Here is a 17,962-nt window from a genome sequence, read left to right as displayed (position 1 = left end):
CTCTCAGCCCACCGTCGGCGGCACGCACCCGGTGACGATGCCGCCCTGCACGTTCACTCCGGGCCTGCCGCGGTGGTCCTCGGTCTGCTTGAGCTCCACCACCAGCGCCGCCCGCACACCGCCGACTTCCCGCTCAAGCTCGTAGGACACGCGCTTGGCGACGTTGTCCTTGCGTCCCGTTGCCTTCCACCGCTTGCCCGCCACGGCCTGGATGCGGTCCTCGACGACCTTGAAGTCCGTCGTGTCGGTGAAGAACCCGGCGACCAGCCCCGAACTGACCCACTGCGCGCCCTGGGCGCCGGTCGCCGCGTCGGCGTCGCAGCCCTTCAAGTCGGTCTGCGGGTAGTCGTCCGGGATCGGCGGCAGTGACGGCATCCTCGCCGGGTCGGCCTTGCCGGGATCCAGCTCCGCCGACACGGCGACGCCCAGCTGGTGCACGGTGTCGTACGCGCTGGCGAGCAACTGCCGCTGCCGTGGCGCGGGATCGGGGTCGGCGTTGTCGCCCAGGACGAGGTTGAGCAGCGGGTCGCGGGGGACGTCCCCACCGCAGTTGTGCTCGGTGAACGCGGACACCTTCGTGTTCTGGCCGTCGGCGGCGGCACTGAGCACGACCTCGCGCTTGTTCAGCGACCGGATGAGCACGAACTCGCCGTTCCTGGTCCGGTGCGGCTGCCAGCCGTGTCCAACTGCCGAACCGCGCAGCTGGTCACTCACCTTCGCCAGGCTGCCCGGCACGGTGAACTCGGCGCGGTAGCGGTGGGACTCCCGTTCCTCCAGCGGCTTGGAGAAGCAGGTCTTGCCGCTGAAGCTCGGCTGGCCGCCGACCGACACGTCCCGGATCAGCTGCTGGAAGTCGCCAGGCACGTCGAGGTCTTTGATGGACTGTCCGCACCCGCTCACGAGCAGGCCGGACGCGATGAGCAGCGCTCCCCCGGTCTTTCGCACGGCCGGATGCTAGCCGCCCGCACTGTCCCATGTGACCGGTTGGCCGTCGGATGGCTCAACTCGCGGTTGACGGCACGCATCCGGTCAGCACCGCGCCCCGCACGGTCAGACCAGGCCGTTTCTGCTGGTCCTCACCGCGGGCGATGGTCAGGTACAGCTGGACGGTCGTGCTACCGCTAGCGCGGGCCAACCGGACACTCAGTCCGTGTTGGTCGGTCAACGACCGGTCAACCGCCTGCCACTGGGCACGCGCCGCGGCGTACACGCGCTGCTCGACTGCCTCGATGTCGGTTGTGCCGGAGATGAAGCCCTGGACCGCGGCTGCTTTCGCGTGCAGCTTGACGCCACCGGAGCACGCCTCGACCTCGACAGGGCCCTTGGCGAGGTCGACAGGGAGCGGGAGGGCCACGCTCGGCTCGATCTCCCGCGTGTCCAGCAACGGCGCGATCGCGATGCTGAGTTCCCGCCCGGCCGTGTACGCCCTCTCGAGCACCCGCTTCTGGCCGTCTCCCAGTTCGGGCACGGCGCCCGCCATCGCCTGGTGCAACGGGTCGTCCTCGGGCACGTCGCGGCCCGGATCGGCTGGGTTGGCGCAGTTGTAGGAGTTGACTGCGGACACCTTGGTGTTCGGGCCGTCCGCGCTCACCCCGACGATGATCGGGCCGCGTTCGTGCCAGCTGGACATCAGGAAGGCGCCGCTCTTCGCCCGGAACACCTGCCAGCCGCGAGCCAGCCCCGACGTGCGCACACGCGCCGTGACCGCCTCGACCGGCTCGGCGACGGTGTACTCCGCGCGGTACCGGTACGTCTCCTGGTCGTCTTTGAACGCGAGACAGGTCGAGCCGGTGAACGCCGGCTCCTTGTCACGCGCCACGTCCCGCACGGCCTGCTGGAACCCGGCGGGCACGGGCAGGTCCCGCGCCGCCCCGCAGCCGCTCGCCAGCAGGCCGACTACGACGAGCAGTACGCCCCCAGTCCTTCGCACGACCGCATGCTAGCCAACCATACCGTCCCCTGTGGCCCGATTTTCAGGTCCACCGCAGCTGGGAGCGTGTCCGCCAGTACTGCTCGGGCGGTTCGGCCAGGTCGCGCAGCAGCGCGTGGTCCACGGTGTCCAGTCGCACCGGCATCAGGTTCGCGTGCAGCTGCGCGACGCTCGCGGCACCGGTCAGCACGAGATCCGCCCACGGCTGGGCCAGCGCCGCCGCCATCGCCACCGCGTCGGGGCCCGCGCCGTGCCGGATGGCGATGTCCGCGACCGGGCCGGGTGGCTGCATCGCGAGCCTGCCGTTGGCCATGACCTCCTTGAGCATCACCCGTGCGCCTTCGGTGTGCGCCTCCGCCAGCGCGGGGCCCGCCGAGGTCTCCAGGAGGTTCCATGTGGACTGCACAGCGGAGAACAGGCGCTGCCCGCCGACCTCCAGGTCGAACGCGCGCCGGATCGTGTCGGCCTGTGCCGGTCCGCTCGTGGAGAATCCCAGCGGGACGCCGATGTCCGCCATTCGGAATCGCAGATCCTCGTCGGCGAACAACGGACTGTCACCGGTCAGCGAATGCACTTGGTACAAGCCGACTTCGAGCAGTCCTCGAGTCTCGCTCCACTGGCGCTCGAATCGGGCGGCGGAATGTTGTTTGACTTCGTGTACTTCAGCGTCGGGACGCCAGTCCGCTGTGTACTCGTAGCCCCATTTGCTCGACACGGTCACGTCCGCGTGCCCGCGGTCGGCCAGCCAGGCGGCCACGAACTCCTCCGCGCGGCCGTAGGACCTCGCCGCGTCCACCCACCGGATCCCGGCCGCGTACGCCGCGTCGAGCACCTCGAAACTCGCTGTGCGCATCGCGTCGACCGTGCGGTCGGCCGGCAACGCTGTGTCACGGCCCAGGTTGATGTACGCGGGCCGTCCAAGTGCTGCCATTCCCAACGCGATACGCATGGACACAACGTAAACGAGCGCCGCGGCCGATGTGGCCGCGGCGCTCGTGTGGTGCCGGGTGTCGCTACAGGTACTGGCCGGTGTTGGTGGCCGTGTCGATCGCCCTGCCGGACTCCTGGTTCTTGCCGGTGACGAGCGTGCGGATGTAGACGATCCGCTCGCCCTTCTTGCCGGAGATCCTGGCCCAGTCGTCCGGGTTGGTGGTGTTGGGCAGGTCCTCGTTCTCCGCGAACTCGTCGACGATCGCGTCGAGCAGGTGCTGCACGCGCAGCCCCGGCTGCTGGGTCTCCAGCACCGACTTGATCGCCGCCTTCTTCGCCCGGTCGACGATGTTCTGGATCATCGCGCCGGAGTTGAAGTCGCGGAAGTACAGGACTTCCTTGTCACCGTTGGCGTACGTGACCTCGAGGAACCTGTTGTCCTCGCTTTCCTCGTACATCCGCTCCACGGTGTGCTGGATCATCGCGTCCAGGCACGCGCGGCGGTCCCCGGCGAACTCGTCGAGGTCGTCGCTGTGGATCGGCAACGTGGTGGTCAGGTACTTCGAGAAGATGTCCTTGGCCGCCTCGGCGTCCGGACGCTCGATCTTGATCTTCACGTCCAACCGGCCGGGCCGCAGGATGGCCGGGTCGATCATGTCCTCGCGGTTGGACGCGCCGATCACGATCACGTTCTCGAGACCTTCGACACCGTCGATCTCGCTGAGCAGCTGCGGCACGATGGTCGTCTCCACATCGGACGACACGCCGCTGCCGCGGGTGCGGAAGATCGAGTCCATCTCGTCGAAGAACACGATCACCGGTGTGCCTTCCGACGCCTTCTCCCGCGCCCGCTGGAAGATCAGCCGGATGTGCCGCTCGGTCTCGCCCACGAACTTGTTGAGCAGTTCGGGACCCTTGATGTTGAGGAAGTACGACTTGGCTTCGCTGTTGTCCTCGCCACGCGCCAGCGCCACCTTCTTGGCCAGCGAGTTGGCCACGGCCTTGGCGATGAGCGTCTTGCCGCAGCCAGGCGGGCCGTAGAGCAGCACGCCCTTCGGCGGGCGCAGCTCGTACTCCCGGTACAGCTCGGCGTGCAGGAACGGCAGTTCCACCGCGTCGCGGATCTGCTCGATCTGCCGGAAGAGGCCACCGATGTCGGCGTAGTCGACGTCCGGCACCTCCTCGAGCACGAGATCCTCGACCTCTGCCTTGGGCACGCGCTCGTACGCGTACCCGGACTTGGTGTCGACCAGGAGCGAGTCCCCTGGCTTGAGCGGTGCGTCGGCCAGCGGATCGGCCAGCCACACCACCCTTTCCTCATCGGCATGTCCGACCACGAGCGCCCGCAACGAGGCACCATCGGATCCGGCGGCGAGCAGTTCACGCAACGTGCAGACCTCGCCGGTCTGCTCGAACGTGCCACCCTCCACAACGGTCAGCGCCTCGTTGAGACGGACCGATTGTCCGCGCCTGAGCGTGTCGAGGTCGACCGCGGGCGACACCGCCACCCGCATCCGGCGGCCTGCGGTGAAGACATCCACCGTGCCGTCCTCATGACCGGCCAGATACACGCCATAGCCGCTTGGCGGCTGCGCTAGCCGATCCACCTCCTCCCGCAACGCCAGCAACTGGCTTCGGGCCTCGCGCAGCGTGTCCACCAGCTTGGTGTTGCGCTCTGTGAGCTGACCCACTCGTTCCGAGGCTTCGGCGAGCCTCTGCTCGAGCAGGCGCACATGGCGAGGCGATTCCGTCAACTTGCGGCGCAGCAGCGCGATTTCCTCTTCGAGGAATCGGATCTGCGCGGACTGACTAGTCTCACGGCCCGCGCCTTCATCGGCGCTGTGGTCGTCGGCCTCCTCAGGCCGACTGCCGGGACGGTCGTGCTGCATGGTCGGCACCTCCTCCCGAACTACGTACCCCATACGGTACCGGTGATCACTGACATTCGGAGCTCATCCAGATGTCGAGATCGGCGCGTCATGGTCAAGAAACCCCCGCTCGGAGGGATTCAATGCTCCATCCCGGTGTAGTAGGGAACCGAACACCGGCTACGGTGCGTCCCAGTACTAGTCCGATGGCGCGTGCGCGAGCGCTGTTGAAATATGACATGTACACGATCGCCACACCGAGGAGAACGTAATGTCTCAACCGCCGCAACAGCCGGGCGGATACGGCGACCAGCCCGGTTACGGCCAGCAGCCGGGATATGGCCAGCAGCCTGGCGGCGGCTACCCGCAGCAGCCAGGTGGCTACCCGCAGCAAGGTGGGTACCCCCAGCAGCCCGGTGGGGCGTACCCGCCGTCCGGACAGCAGCCGGTACAGCCAGGCGGGGCTTACCCCCAGTCCGGAGCACAGCCAGCGCAGGGCTATGACCCCAACAACCCCTACAGCCAGCCCCAGCCTGGCCCGTACGGGCCGCCCGGCCAGTACGGACCGCCGGGATACCCGCCGCCGAAGAAGAGCCCGCTCCCGTGGATCCTCGTCGGTGGCGCCGTCGTCGTCATCGGTGTCGTCCTCGTGCTGATCTTCACCCTGGGTGGCAGCGGCGGGGGCACCGGATCGCCGAGTGCGACCGCGAACACGATGGTCGACGCGATCAACAACAAGGACAAGGAGGCGGCCGAGAAGGTCGCCTGCGAAAAGGGCAAGGTGGACACCAGCAAGCTGGACAGCCTGCCGTCCAGCATGACCTACAAGGCGTCCATCGGTAAGGAACCGCAGGAGAACGGCGACTCCGCGTCGGGCGAGCTGAAGATCGACGTCAACGCCAGCGGCCAGACGATCTCGCTGGCGATGCCCTTCACGCTGAAGAAGAAGGACGGCAACTGGTGCGTCGAGAAGATGTCGAACCCCAGGCAGATCAAGAACTGACCTGAGCACCCGGGGTCCGATCGGGTTGTCCAGGTGTGGAGCCCGGGCCGTGTGGCGGTCCGGGCTTCTGCGTAACCGGCTCATCACCATCGGGTGACGTAGCCTCTTCGTTACCGGATCGTCTCGACTTTCCCAGCGAAAGTCCCGGCGTCCGTGGCTCGATTCACCTACGGTGACCTCGCGATTGTGCGAATCGAACGACTGGGATGGTCATGACTTATCCGCCGCAGCAGCCAGGGCCCTACGGGGGCCAGCCAGACCCGTACGGCCAGCAACCCGGTTGGCAGGACGGATACAACCAGCAGCAGCCCGCGTGGGGCCAGCAGCCGAACTACGGCGGGTTCCCCGGTGGGCAGCCGCCGAAGAAGAGCAAGACCGGGCTGATCATCGGCCTCGTCGTCGCCGGTGTGCTGGTTGTCGGTGGTGGTGTGACCGCGATCATCCTGCTGACCGGCGGTGACGACAACAAGTCCAGCACCACCGCCGCGGAGACGACGCAGCCGGGCAGCGGCTCCGACGACTCGAACCCGCAGTCCGTGGTCGACCGGGTGATCAAGGCCGTCGACGACAAGGACGCCGAAGCCGCGACCGCGACCCTGTGCGACCCGAAGAAGAAGAGCCCGGCGTTCGAGCTGGACAAGGTCAAGCCGTCCTGGACGCTCAAGACCAGCCTGAACGGCAAGATCAGGGAATCGGCCGCAGGCGCGTTCGCGACGTTGAGCATCAAGGTGACCGAAACGGGCAAATCCAGCACGAACACGCTGCCGCTGACGCTCGACATGAAGCAGCAGGACGGCAAGTGGTGCGTCACCGAGGCCATCCTCAACCCCCGGGCGTCGAGCTCGTCGACCGCGCGCAGGCCGTCCTCCACAAGTCCTACTTATTGATTCCCGACCCGGCTTGTACGGTTGAGTGGTGCCAGAGGCCGCCAGACGCCGTTCGACGGCGCTGATCATCACGGGCATGGTGCTGGGTGGCGCCGGGATGCTGGCTTACTTCGTGTTGTCAGCCCCCGGTTCCGCGTCACCGGCACCACCGCCCGCCGGTTCCGAGGGATCGGCCACGCCGGAGGGCGTCGCCCGCGCGATCGTCACCAAGCTCAACGCGCGGGACCTGGACGGCGTGATCGAGCTCACATGCGCGCAGGGCAAGTCCACCGGGCGCCGTGAACTGGTGAAAGCCGTCCCGCAGCTGGACCCGGCCGCGCCGGAGAGCACCCGCGCCAAGCAGATCGAGTTCGGTCTCGACCACCTCAGCCAGTTCGCCGAGGGGTACATCGCGACGTTCACCGTCCAGTACCAGGGCGCCAAGCAGAACGGCACCATGCGCATTCAGCTCAGCGCCGACAAGTGGACGTTGTGCGGCCTGGACTCCCCGCGGCTCGACGGGGTCGGGTGACACTCGTTTCACATCGGGCGGATACGGTGTGCACATGGCCGAGCCCGACAAACCCCAGGCCGACGAACCCGAGCCCGAGCAGCGGGCCGACACCGAACTGAGCCCGCCCGCGGCCAAGGCGAGCAAGGTCCGGCTGATCGTCGCCATCGGGCTGGCGGTGCTCGTGCTGGCCGGTGGCGGTGTCGCGCTCGCCATCGTCGCCTCCCAGCCCCGCCCCGAGGACATCGCGCTGCAGCAGGAGAAGACCGCGGCGCGCGAAGTCGCGCAGAAGTTCGCCACCCTGCTCGAACAGGGCCGCAACGACGGCGCGTTCGCACTGTCCAAGGCGGACGTCAAAGGGCTGGTGTGCCAGCCGGAGCAGGAAGCGCTCGAACAGGAGTGGCAGGACCGGGAGTCCAAGGAGATCCTGCGCTCCTACGCGCCGACGCCCAGTTCGCGGATGTCCATCACGGTCAAGGACGTGCGGATCGAGGGCGACAAGGGCCGCGCCACCCTGTCCGGCGGCGCGGGCAACGTGCGCGCGGACCAGGACTACGCGCTGGTCAAGGAAGACAACGCCTGGAAGGTGTGCGGCGTGACGTTCCGGCCCCGGTCGAGCTCCAGCAACACGCGGCCGACCCAGACGCGCTCGTCCACAAGCGAAACACCCGGTTTCCCCGGCAGCGACTCGTCGGCGCCACCGACGACCACCACGACGGAAACCACCGGGCCGACCCCGTGACGGCAGCACAGTGACAGCGAAACGGCCACGTGCGGCGAAACTGGGTCCGCTGGGCAGCGAGAACGACGAGAAGACCAAGCGCCGCAACGGGGTGATCCTGGTCGTGGCTTCGGCTGTGCTCGTCGTCGCCGCTGCCGCCGGCGGGATCCTCATGCTGACCGGCGGCAGCCCGGAAGACGACGCCACCAGCGCCGCACGCGAGTTCGCCCAGCTGTACCAGCGCGGGCTCAACTCGTCCGGCCGGGACGTCGACGCGTCCGCGTTCGAACCGGTGGTGTGCGGGCAGATCATGCCGCAGCTGCGAGAAGCCTTCTCCGCCAAGGAGAACCCCGTACCGGGCACGCCGCAGTTCGTCCTCGCGGTCAAGGACGTGAAGACCAACGGCGACAGGGGTTCCTTCACGCTCGCCACGAAGGTCACCGCGCCGGGCACCCCCGAGCAGTCCGATGACGCGGCCTTCGACCTCGTGAAAGAAGACGGCCACTGGCGCGTCTGCAGCCTCTAGTGGCCCTGTCTCGAAACGGTCCGAGACGAGCCACTAGTACTTGCCTGACCGGCGCTGCACCCTCGGCGCCACCACACCGTCGGCCAGCCTGCGCGCCGTCAGCAGGAACGCCGTGTGCGCGATCATCCGGTGGTCCGGGCGCACCGCGAGACCGACTACGTGCCACGGCCGGTGCAACGTCTCCCACGACTGCGGTTCGGTCCAGCACTGCTGTTCCCGCAGCGCCTCCGTCACCCGCGACAGCTGCGTCACCGTCGCGACGTAGACCACGAGCACCCCGCCGGGGATCAGGTTCTGCTTGACCACGTCGAGCATTTCCCACGGCGCCAGCATGTCCAGCACGGCCCGGTCGACCTCACCGGTGTGCGTGGCCAGATCGGCGACGTTCAACGTCCAGTTCGGCGGCTGCTCACCGAAGAACTGCACCACGTTGCGACGGGCGTGGTCGGCGTGGTCGTCACGCACCTCGTAGGACGTCACGCTGCCCGACTCGCCCACCGCACGCAGCAGCGAGCACGTCAGCGCGCCGGAACCGGCGCCTGCCTCCAGCACACGCGCACCGGGGAAGATGTCGCCCCACATGACGATCTGGGCGGCGTCCTTCGGGTAGATCACCTGCGCGCCGCGCGGCATCGACAGCACATAGTCCGGCAGCAGCGGCCGCAACGCCAGGAACGACGTTCCGCCGACCGACGTGACCACCGAGCCCTCGGGGGCGCCGATCAGGTCGTCGTGCGCCAGCGCGCCGCGATGTGTGTGGTACTGACCGCCTTCTTCGAGCACCAGCGTGTAGTGCCGGCCTTTCGGGTCGGTCAGTTGTACCCGGTCACCTTTACGGAACGGGCCGCTCGCCCTGCTCACCGACACGCTCTGCTCTCCTCGTACCCGCTTCGGCCACACATCGTGGCATCCCGCCCGGATCAGGCGTTACGCAGGGCCGCTTTGAGGTCTTCGCGGCGCAGCACGCCGGACGGGCGGCCTTCCTCGTCGACGACGAGGAACTGCCACGCGGCGGTCTCGTAGACCCGCTCGATGATCTCCTCACCCGGCTCGGAGTCCAGCAGGACCATCTCCGGCCGGATCGGCTCGGCGGCCTGCTCGGCCGGGGACAGGGGCGCGTAGCCGGCCAGCCGCTGCGCGGTGTCCCGGTCGAGCAACCCGGCCGCCACGCCGTCCGCCCGGACCAGGACGACACCCCGGCCTGCCGAGGCGCCGAGCGCGTCGGCGACCGGGCTTTCGGCGGGCAGTTGCAGCACGGGCTGGACGAGATCGGCCAGCCGCAGGCCATCCGGCCACGTCCGGCGCTGCTCCGCGGAGAACTCCCCCGCCGCGCCCGCGATCACGAACCACGCCGTCAGCACGCACACACCCAACCGGAGCCACTTGTCCGGGCTGCCTTCCACGAGCCCGAACAGCGCCCAGATCAACAGCCCGACCGCGACAAGGCCGCCACCGACCGCGGCGGCGACGGTGCCGCTCGACCGCCGCCCGGTCAACGCCCAGATGCCTGCCCGCAGCATCCGGCCGCCGTCCAACGGCAGACCGGGAAGCAGGTTGAACACGGCGACCGCGAGGTTGGCCGCGGTGCATTCGAGCAACAGGACCCAGATGGCGCCCTCGCCCGGCCCGATCAGCAACGCCATTCCGAACAGGACACCGAGAACGATCGACACCAGTGGGCCCGCGGCGGCCACCATGCCTTCCTGCGCGGGTTTGCGCGGCGTTCGCGCGACTTCCGAGATGCCACCGAGCAGGAACAACCGCACCCGCCGGACAGGCAAGCCGTAGCGCAACGCCACCACGCAGTGCCCCAGCTCGTGTGCCAGGACGGACGCACCCAGCAGGACCGCGAACGCGGAAGCGAGCAGCAACGCCGTGCCGTCACTCACGCCGGGCATCAGCCGGTCCACCAACGGCGTGTACAGGAACACCACCGCCAACGACCCCAGCCACCACGACGGCGCCAGCAGCACGGGCACACCTGCGATCCGGAACAACAACAGGCCACCGTCGCCCCTGGCGACACGGCCACGCCGGATCGTCGTCATGATGACGAGAGTAGGGGCGGGCATGTTGAACTGCCGTATGCCGCGCGGATGAAATCGATGGAGCAGCGCCGGAAATCAATTTCCGGCGGCTAGGGAATTCGGCCAAGGAATGCCATCAGCCTGTCCCCCGGCTGCGCCGCGCCGCTCGTCGGCACCGGTGCGGCGAACCGCTCCGGCCGGTCGTGGTCGGTCACGAACAACCCCGCCAGGTGCAGCAGCTGCTCGGCCAGCTCGCCGGGCAACGGCCGGTCCGCGCCGCACGCCCTGGCCACGTCCCAGCCGTGCACGGCGACCTCCACAGCGCCCGCGCAGCTGACGATCGCCCCCGTGAGCTGCCGGTCCGCGATCGACACAGTCGACCGGGGCGCACTGGTCCACGCGCCGATGAGCTGGCACGCCTGGTCCTTGAGCCGGGTGACGAGATCGGCCGCCAGGTCAGCCGTCGGCGGGGCGGGCGCCAGCCCGACGTGTCCACTGTCGACAGCCTCGTGCAACGCCGCCAACGAGTCGATCATGTGCCGCAACAGGGCCGCCAGGTCCCACGAACGGCACGGCGTCGGGCGGCTGAGCGCCTCGGGCGTGACGAGCCGAAGTGTGCCGAGCGTGTACCCGACCGCCCGCTCCAGCAGCTCGGCCCCGCCGATCAGTGGTGAAGTCACACATGGTGAGACGCCTCGCGGACCGGAAACTCATCGGCGCCCAGGCCACAGCTCAGTCAGCCCGGTCGATGACCGTCTCCGTGCCCGAGTCCGGCTCCGGCCACCCCGGGTACTCCGGCGGGGTGCCGCCGAACGCCGGGCAGAACGCCTTGTGGTCGCAGTAGTCGCACAGCCTGCTCTTGTTCGGCCGGAAGTCCCCGGTCTTGGCCGAGCGCATGACCGCCTGCCAGATCGCCTCCAGCGTGCGCTCGAACCGCTTGAGCTCGGCCTCGTCGGGCGCGTACGCCAGCGACTGCCGGTCGGAGAGGTACATCAAGCGCAGTTGCTTGGGCACGACTCCGCGCAGGCGCCACAGCACCAGCGCGTAGAACTTCATCTGGAACAGCGCTTTGGCCTCGCCGATCTCCCGCGGCGCCGCACCGGTCTTGTAGTCCACGACGCGGATCTCACCGGTCGGCGCGACGTCCAGCCGGTCGATGTACCCCCGCAGCAGCACACCCGACGGCAGCTCGGACTCGACCAGCAGCTCGCAGGCCTCCGGTTCGAGCCTGCGCGGGTCCTCCAGCGTGAAGTAGCCGTCGAGCAGCTCGGCGGCCGACGCCAGCCAGTCCTCGAGGCTGTCGCCGTCGGCGAACAGCTGCCCGGCCAGCTCAGGTGCGTCCTCGGTGAGCTTGCTCCACGTCGGCTGCAGCAGCTTGTGCGCGGTCTGCGGAACCCGCTCGGCCGCGGGCAGAGCATAGAGCTGTTCGAGGACAGCGTGCACGACCGTGCCGCGGACCTGCGCCTTGCTCGGCGTCTCGGGCAGCCGGTCGACAGCGCGGAATCTGTAGAGCAACGGGCACTGTTTGAAGTCGCTGGCTCGGGAGGGCGACAGCGCGGGCCGCCGCCGTACTACTTCCTCAGTCACCGTCACGCTTCAAACAGTAGGCCAGGGGTCTGACAGTGTTGGATGGTCCTCGCTCCGCGAGGACGGGTTTGGTCGCCGGAAGCCGGCCGTTTGCGCCCCGCACCACACAACGACACCGCACAACCGCCCGCCACCGCACCGGCCGGGGCGGTGTCGGCGCGTTGCGGAACGCAAACGACCAGCGCGACCAAACCAACAGTGTTGAACGGTCCCCACTCCACGAGAACAAGCTTGGTCACCGGAAGCCGGCCGTTTGCGCCCCGCACCACACAGAGGCTCGTCAACGCATCGACAGGGCAGCGTCGGCATGGCGCGTGGCGCGTGGCCTGAACGACCAGCACGACCAGCGCGACCAAACTAGCTGCGCCGTTCAGGTGTTTGGCGCGGCAAGGTTGTCCGGGTCAGAGGCGGCAGGAGCGGATGTCCGACGCGAGGATTGCTTTGGCGCCGATCGCGGCGAGCTCGTCCATGATCGGGTTGGCTCGCTTGCGCGGCACCATCGCCCGCACGGCCACCCAGTCCGGGTTGGCCAGCGGCGCGACAGTCGGCGACTCGAGGCCCGGTGTGACTTCGAGAGCGTTGTCCAGCAACGACTTCGGGCAGTCGTAGTCCAGCATCATGTACTGCTGGGCGAAGACCACGCCCTGCAGGCGCGCGGTCAGCTGCTCCGCGTCCGGTGCCGGGTCCGCACCGAGCCGGGTGACGAGCACGGCCTCGGAGACGCAGATCGGCTCGCCGAACGCCACCAGGTTGTGCTGCCGCAGCGTCCGCCCCGACCCGACGACGTCGGCGATCGCGTCGGCCAGGCCGAGCTGCACCGAGATCTCCACGGCGCCGTCGAGCCGGATCACGTCCGCCTTGATGCCGTGTTTGGCCAGGTCGTCACGGACCAGCCGGGGGTACGCGGTCGCCAGGCGCCTGCCGTCGAGGTCGGCGAGCGACCACTCCCGCCCGGCGGGCGCGGCGTAGCGGAAGGTCGACCCGCCGAAGCCGAGCGACAGCCGCTCACGCACGGGCGCGCCGGACTCCTGGGCCAGGTCCCTGCCGGTGATGCCGAGATCGAGGTCGCCGGAACCGACGTACGCGGCGATGTCCTTCGGCCGCAGGAAGAAGAACTCGACCTCGTTGGCCGAGTCGAGGACCGTCAGGTCCCGTTGCTCGCCCCGCTGGCGGTAGCCGGCCTCGGTCAGCATCTCCGACGCGGACGCGGCCAGCGACCCCTTGTTGGGCACGGCGACACGCAACATGGCAAAGACTCCTCAGAGATAGCGGTAGACGTCGTCGAGAGTCAGACCGCGCCCGAGCATCAGCACCTGGACGCGGTAGAGCAGCTGGGAGACCTCCTCGGCCAGATGCTCGTCGTCCTCATGCTCGGCGGCGATCCACACCTCGCCTGCCTCCTCGAGCACCTTCTTGCCCTGCGCGTGCACACCCGCATCCAGCGCCGCCACGGTGCCCGACCCCTCGGGCCGGGTCCGCGCGCGCTCACTGAGCTCGGCGAACAGTTCGTCGAACGTCTTCACGCCGAGGATCTTTTCATCCGGACTCGGCGAGCCCCAAAGCACCGAGGGTGAACGCGTCGACACCGACGAGTGAATCGCGGACCGTCCAGCCGTCCCCTGGCGCGATCGGCACCTCGGCCGGCACCACCAGCACCGTGCAGCCCGCGGTCACCGCCGAGCGCATGCCCATCGGCGAATCCTCGACTGCGACGCACCTAGCTGCGGAAACGCCGATCAGGTCGGCGGCGAGCAGGTACGGCGCGGGGTCCGGCTTGTTGCGGCCGTCCACCTCGTCGCCGCAGATCGTGGCGGTGAAAAAATGCCGCCCGATCGAGTCGAGCGCGACCTCGGTCAGCGCGCGCTCGGTCGATGTGACCAACGCCATGGGCACGCCGTGCTCGTGCAGCGACTCGAGCACCGCTCGAGCGCCGGGGCGCCACGGCAGGTCGATCCGGAACAGCTCGGCGGTGCGCTCGGTCAGCCACTGCGCGGCCTTGTCCATCGCGGCCTGGTCGGGTTCGACACCGAGCGACGTGAAGACCACCCGCATGGTGTTGTCCATGTTGGAGCCCACCACCGAGTCGCGTGCCTGCTGGGACAGCTCGCCGCCGAGCTGGACCGCGAGCTCCTTCAGACCGATGTCCCAGAGCTTCTCCGAGTCGATCAGCGTGCCGTCCATGTCCCACAACACGGCCTCTGGCACCCGCGTCAACACAACCCCCTCTGCCACCCCTCCATCGTCGCACGTCGCTCGATGAGGTGAATGTGACACTTGTTCCACTACGCGCGCGCGTTGCGCCATACGCGAACACGACACGCATGGAACGGCGCCGAGCAGCGAAGATGCCATGCGACACGGGTAGGTCGCGCCGCTGTAGTCCACCGGCCCCCGCTAGGTCGTAGGCTTGGCAAGTGACCGATCACGACCCGCAGAGCACCACCAGCCCACCCGAGCTGGTCGAGCCCATTCTCATCGCCGGCTTCGAAGGCTGGAATGATGCCGGGGACGCGGCGAGTACGGCGATCGAGCATCTTCAACTGACCTGGGACGCCTCCCCGCTGGCGGACATCGACCCGGACGACTACTACGACTTCCAGGTGACCAGGCCGACCGTCAAGCTGGTCGACGGCGTCACGCGGCGGGTGGAGTGGCCGACGACCCGGCTGTCGTCCTGCCGCCCGCCCGGTTCGTCCAGGGACATCATCCTCGTGCACGGCATCGAGCCGAACATGCGCTGGCGGAAGTTCTGCGGCGAGCTGCTCGAACACATCGAACGACTCGGCGTGACCACCGTCGTCACGCTCGGTTCGATGCTGGCCGACACGCCCCACACCCGCCCTGTCCCGGTGACCGGGACGGCGTACGACGCCGCCTCAGCTGCCCGCTTCGGCCTGGAGAGTTCCCGCTACCAGGGCCCGACCGGGATCGTCGGCGTACTCCAGGACATGTGCGTGCAGGCCGGGATCCCGGCGATCTCGCTGTGGGCGGCCGTGCCGCACTACGTGTCCCAGCCGCCGTCGCCCAAGGCCACGCTCGCGCTGCTGCACCGCGTCGAGGAGGTCCTCGACGTCGAGGTGCCGCTGGGGGCGCTGCCGGAGCAGGCCGACGAGTGGCAGCGCACGGTCAGCGAGATGGCCGAGGAGGACGAGGACGTCAGCAACTACGTCCGCGCGCTGGAGGAACGCGGCGACGCGGCGATCACGCTGAACGAGACCAGCGGAGACGTCATCGCCGCCGAGTTCGAGCGTTACCTGCGTCGTCGCCGCCACGGTGGCCCGGGTCCCGGGCCCGGCCGCGGCCCCCGGCAGTCATAGCCGTCGGAGGCGCACCCGTACATAGTGGCCATACGCCACAACGCGTCACACGTCGATGCCGAGCAGGGCGTCGACGGCGTCGCGGAACTGCGCGGGAGCTGACGAGTCGCTGCCGCGCCCGGCCAGTGCCTCGTCGGCCCACGCGTCCACCGCGCGCAACGCGTTCGGCGTGTCCAGGTCGTTGGACAGGTGGTCACGCAGGCGCGCGATCGTGTCCGTGGCGTCGGGGCCGGATTCCAGCAGCGCCGCGTCACGCCAGCGGCCCAGCCGCCGCTCGCCATCCTCCAGCAGCTGCTCGGTCCACGGCCGGTCCTCGCGGTAGTGCCCGGTGAGCAGGGCGAGCCGGACGGCCATCGGGTCGATCCGGTCGGCACGCAGCCGCGACACGAAGACGAGGTTGCCGCGCGACTTCGACATCTTCTCCCCGTCCAGGCCGATCATCCCGGCGTGCACGTAGTGCCGCGCGAACGGGAACTCGCCGGTCAGCGCCTCGGCGTGGGCGGCGCTGTTCTCGTGGTGCGGGAAGACCAGGTCCGAACCGCCGCCCTGGACGTCGAACGACGCCCCGAGCCGGTTGAGCGCGATGACCGAGCACTCGACGTGCCAGCCGGGGCGACCGGCGCCGATCTCGGTCTCCCACGACGGCTCGTCCGGCCGCGCCGCACGCCACAGCAGCGCGTCGAGCGGGTGCCGTTTGCCGGGGCGGTCCGGGTCGCCGCCGCGCTCGGCGAACAGTTCCAGCATGGTCTGCTCGGGGTAGCGCGACTCGTAGCCGAACCGCCCTGAGGCGGTGTGGTCGAAGTAGACGTCCGGGAACTCCGGATCGTCGACCCGGTAGGCGTGCCCGGCGGCCAGCAGCTTGCCGACCGCCTCGACGATCTCCGGGATCGCCTCGACAGCACCGATGTACGACCGCGGCGGCAGGACGCGCAGCGCCACCATGTCCTCGCGGAAGAGAGCGGTCTCACGCATGCCCAGCACGACCCAGTCGTCCTGGTCGCGTACGGCTCGCTCCAGCAGCGGGTCGTCGATGTCGGTGATGTTCTGGACGTAGTTCACGTCGTGCCCGTTGTCCAGCCACACCCGGTGGACCAGGTCGAACGCCAGATACGTCGCGGCGTGCCCCAGGTGCGTCGCGTCGTACGGGGTGATTCCGCAGACGTAGAGACCGGCGGTGGTGCCGGGGGCGGTCGGTCGCACTTCACCGGACGCGGTGTCGTGGAGCCGCAGTGGCCGTGGCGTTCCTGCCACGCGTGGAACCGGTGTCGTCGCCCATGTCTGCATGTCAGTCAGGTTAATAGGGATCTACACGGGCCAGCCGACCGCTCACAGGATGGGAGAAGTCACACGTCCCACGTGACCGGCAGGGTGAACAGGCCGTAGATGCTCATGGTGTCCCGGAACCGCACCTCCCCGGCCAGCCTGAGCGACGGCAGCCTGCGCAGCAGGGCCGCGAACCCGATCCGCATCTCGATCCTGGCCAGCTGCTGGCCGAGGCACTGGTGGATGCCGTGACCGAACGACATGTGGCCCTGTGCGTTGCGCGCCAGGTCGAGTTCGTCCGGGTCGGGGTACTTGCCGGGGTCGCGGTTCGCGCCCGCCACCGACATCGCCACCGCCTGGCCCGCCTTGACCAGGTGCCCGTCGATCTCCACGTCCTCGATCGCGGTCCTGGTCGGTCCGAGGTGGATGATCGACAGGTAGCGCAGCAGCTCCTCGACGGCCGCGACCGGGTCGGCGAGCAGCGCCTCCGCGCGCCCGGGCTGTTGCAGGATCGTGTACGTGCCGAGCGCCAGCATGTTCGCGGTCGTCTCGTGCCCGGCGATCAGCAGCACCATCGCGATGGTGATCAGCTCTTCCCGGCTCAGCTCGTCCTCGGCGATCAGGCCGCTGAGCAGGTCGTCGGCCGGCTCGGCGTGCTTGGCGTCGATGACCTCGTCGAGCAGTTCGCGCAGCGACACCCATGCCGCCGCCGCGTCGTCCGCGCCCGTCTCCAGGTTCAGCAACGTGGACGCGTCGCCCTGGAACTGGTCCCTGCGGTCGTAGGGCACGCCGAGTAGTTCGCAGATCACCAGCGACGGCACCGGTAGCGTGTAGGTCGGCACCAGGTCGACCGGCGGTCCGCTCGCCACGATGGCGCCGAGGTGCTCGTCGACGATCTGCTGGATCCGCGGTTCGAGCAGCTTCATCCGGCGCACGGTGAACTGGCCGGTCAGCATCCGCCGGATCCGGCCGTGCTCGGGGTCGTCCATCCGGTTGAACATGCCCGGCGGCATCGGGAAGTCCTTGAAGCTGCGCGCCCGCTTCATCGGCAGGACCGGATGGGCCAGCTCGAGCCGGTTGCTGAACGAGGGACTGGCGAGCACCGCGCGCACAGCGTGGTGCCCGGTCGCGAACCAGCCGTCGTGGCCGTCGGCGAACGTCATCCGCACCATCGAGCCGGTGGCGCGCAGTTCGGCGATCTCGGTGGGCGGGTCCAACGGGTTCGGGCGCCGGGTCGGCTGGCCCTGGATGCTCCTCTGGGCGTTGTCCGCAGTCATAGTTCAAGAACTACACGAGATTCACAAAGTTGTGAAGTTAAAGAAATGTCAAGAAGTCCACCAATGCGGGCAACCCTGTGCCCAATGGCGGCCGCGAAGACGTCCTCTGCCGAGTCGATACCGCCGATGAGCTGCA

At 68.8% G+C, this 17,962-nt stretch carries 19 protein-coding genes; 6 read left to right on the top strand and 13 right to left on the bottom strand.

Features of this window, described 5'->3' with window-relative positions; translation table 11 throughout:
- Positions 1-3: 3 nt before the first annotated feature.
- From AOZ06_RS20395 to arc, 4 genes are all read right to left on the bottom strand, one after another.
- Positions 4-945 (bottom strand): hypothetical protein, encoded by a 942-nt coding sequence (locus AOZ06_RS20395; RefSeq protein WP_054290863.1) that lies wholly within the window; start codon positions 943-945, stop codon positions 4-6.
- Between the two features lie 55 nt (positions 946-1,000).
- On the bottom strand, positions 1,001-1,930 hold the full coding sequence (locus tag AOZ06_RS20390) for a hypothetical protein (protein ID WP_054290862.1): 930 nt from the start codon (positions 1,928-1,930) through the stop codon (positions 1,001-1,003).
- Positions 1,931-1,973: 43 nt separating this feature from the next.
- Positions 1,974-2,879, bottom strand: a complete 906-nt coding sequence (locus tag AOZ06_RS20385; protein ID WP_157233130.1) for an aldo/keto reductase — start codon at positions 2,877-2,879, stop codon at positions 1,974-1,976.
- Positions 2,880-2,943: 64 nt separating this feature from the next.
- Positions 2,944-4,749 (bottom strand): proteasome ATPase, encoded by a 1,806-nt coding sequence (gene arc, locus AOZ06_RS20380; RefSeq protein ID WP_054296777.1) that lies wholly within the window; start codon positions 4,747-4,749, stop codon positions 2,944-2,946.
- A 250-nt stretch (positions 4,750-4,999) separates the two neighbouring features.
- On the opposite strand from arc, the gene AOZ06_RS58400 reads away from it, so the two are divergent.
- The 5 genes from AOZ06_RS58400 (at position 5,000) to AOZ06_RS20355 (ending at position 8,355) form a co-directional block, all read left to right on the top strand.
- Positions 5,000-5,731 (top strand): hypothetical protein, encoded by a 732-nt coding sequence (locus tag AOZ06_RS58400; RefSeq protein WP_054290860.1) that lies wholly within the window; start codon positions 5,000-5,002, stop codon positions 5,729-5,731.
- A 212-nt stretch (positions 5,732-5,943) separates the two neighbouring features.
- Complete coding sequence (locus AOZ06_RS58395) at positions 5,944-6,618, top strand: hypothetical protein (RefSeq protein ID WP_179950829.1); 675 nt, start codon at positions 5,944-5,946, stop codon at positions 6,616-6,618.
- A gap of 28 nt (positions 6,619-6,646) precedes the next feature.
- Positions 6,647-7,129 (top strand): hypothetical protein, encoded by a 483-nt coding sequence (locus AOZ06_RS20365; protein WP_157233129.1) that lies wholly within the window; start codon positions 6,647-6,649, stop codon positions 7,127-7,129.
- Between the two features lie 34 nt (positions 7,130-7,163).
- The gene (locus tag AOZ06_RS20360) at positions 7,164-7,850 is read left to right on the top strand and encodes an Rv0361 family membrane protein (RefSeq protein WP_054290857.1); all 687 of its coding nucleotides are present in this window, start codon (positions 7,164-7,166) and stop codon (positions 7,848-7,850) included.
- 10 nt (positions 7,851-7,860) lie between these two features.
- Positions 7,861-8,355: an Rv0361 family membrane protein gene (locus AOZ06_RS20355; RefSeq protein WP_054290856.1), complete on the top strand. Its 495-nt coding sequence runs from the start codon at positions 7,861-7,863 to the stop codon at positions 8,353-8,355.
- Between the two features lie 33 nt (positions 8,356-8,388).
- Here the strand turns inward: AOZ06_RS20355 and AOZ06_RS20350 are convergent, their stop codons facing one another.
- The 7 genes from AOZ06_RS20350 to AOZ06_RS20320 all read right to left on the bottom strand — a co-directional run bounded on the left by AOZ06_RS20350 (position 8,389) and on the right by AOZ06_RS20320 (position 14,183).
- Positions 8,389-9,216: a tRNA (adenine-N1)-methyltransferase gene (locus AOZ06_RS20350; protein ID WP_054296776.1), complete on the bottom strand. Its 828-nt coding sequence runs from the start codon at positions 9,214-9,216 to the stop codon at positions 8,389-8,391.
- Positions 9,217-9,275: 59 nt separating this feature from the next.
- The gene (locus AOZ06_RS20345; protein WP_054290855.1) at positions 9,276-10,403 is read right to left on the bottom strand and encodes a site-2 protease family protein; all 1,128 of its coding nucleotides are present in this window, start codon (positions 10,401-10,403) and stop codon (positions 9,276-9,278) included.
- A gap of 89 nt (positions 10,404-10,492) precedes the next feature.
- A complete protein-coding gene (locus AOZ06_RS20340; protein ID WP_054290854.1) occupies positions 10,493-11,062 on the bottom strand; it encodes a TIGR03086 family metal-binding protein in 570 nt (189 codons plus the stop codon).
- 52 nt (positions 11,063-11,114) lie between these two features.
- Positions 11,115-11,975, bottom strand: coding sequence for a RecB family exonuclease (locus AOZ06_RS20335; protein WP_054290853.1), 861 nt, complete (start codon positions 11,973-11,975; stop codon positions 11,115-11,117).
- Between the two features lie 395 nt (positions 11,976-12,370).
- Positions 12,371-13,216: an ATP phosphoribosyltransferase gene (gene hisG / locus AOZ06_RS20330; RefSeq protein WP_054290852.1), complete on the bottom strand. Its 846-nt coding sequence runs from the start codon at positions 13,214-13,216 to the stop codon at positions 12,371-12,373.
- Between the two features lie 12 nt (positions 13,217-13,228).
- Positions 13,229-13,492 (bottom strand): phosphoribosyl-ATP diphosphatase, encoded by a 264-nt coding sequence (locus tag AOZ06_RS20325; protein ID WP_054290851.1) that lies wholly within the window; start codon positions 13,490-13,492, stop codon positions 13,229-13,231.
- Between the two features lie 13 nt (positions 13,493-13,505).
- Positions 13,506-14,183, bottom strand: coding sequence for an HAD family hydrolase (locus AOZ06_RS20320; RefSeq protein ID WP_225954775.1), 678 nt, complete (start codon positions 14,181-14,183; stop codon positions 13,506-13,508).
- 200 nt (positions 14,184-14,383) lie between these two features.
- Between AOZ06_RS20320 and AOZ06_RS20315 the strand changes: the two genes are divergently transcribed.
- Positions 14,384-15,286, top strand: coding sequence for a PAC2 family protein (locus AOZ06_RS20315; protein ID WP_054290850.1), 903 nt, complete (start codon positions 14,384-14,386; stop codon positions 15,284-15,286).
- Between the two features lie 45 nt (positions 15,287-15,331).
- Here the strand turns inward: AOZ06_RS20315 and mshC are convergent, their stop codons facing one another.
- Together mshC and AOZ06_RS20305 are read right to left on the bottom strand one after the other, a co-directional pair.
- Positions 15,332-16,570 carry a cysteine--1-D-myo-inosityl 2-amino-2-deoxy-alpha-D-glucopyranoside ligase gene (mshC, locus tag AOZ06_RS20310; RefSeq protein ID WP_054290849.1) on the bottom strand — a complete coding sequence of 413 codons (1,239 nt, stop codon included), beginning with the start codon at positions 16,568-16,570 and terminating at the stop codon, positions 15,332-15,334.
- Between the two features lie 59 nt (positions 16,571-16,629).
- Positions 16,630-17,826, bottom strand: coding sequence for a cytochrome P450 (locus tag AOZ06_RS20305; RefSeq protein WP_054290848.1), 1,197 nt, complete (start codon positions 17,824-17,826; stop codon positions 16,630-16,632).
- Positions 17,827-17,962: the final 136 nt, after the last annotated feature.

Source organism: Kibdelosporangium phytohabitans, assembly GCF_001302585.1.
Taxonomy (GTDB): Bacteria; Actinomycetota; Actinomycetes; order Mycobacteriales; family Pseudonocardiaceae; genus Kibdelosporangium; species Kibdelosporangium phytohabitans.
Note: the sequence above shows the minus strand (reverse complement) of the source record. Positions and strands in the feature narration are given on the sequence as shown.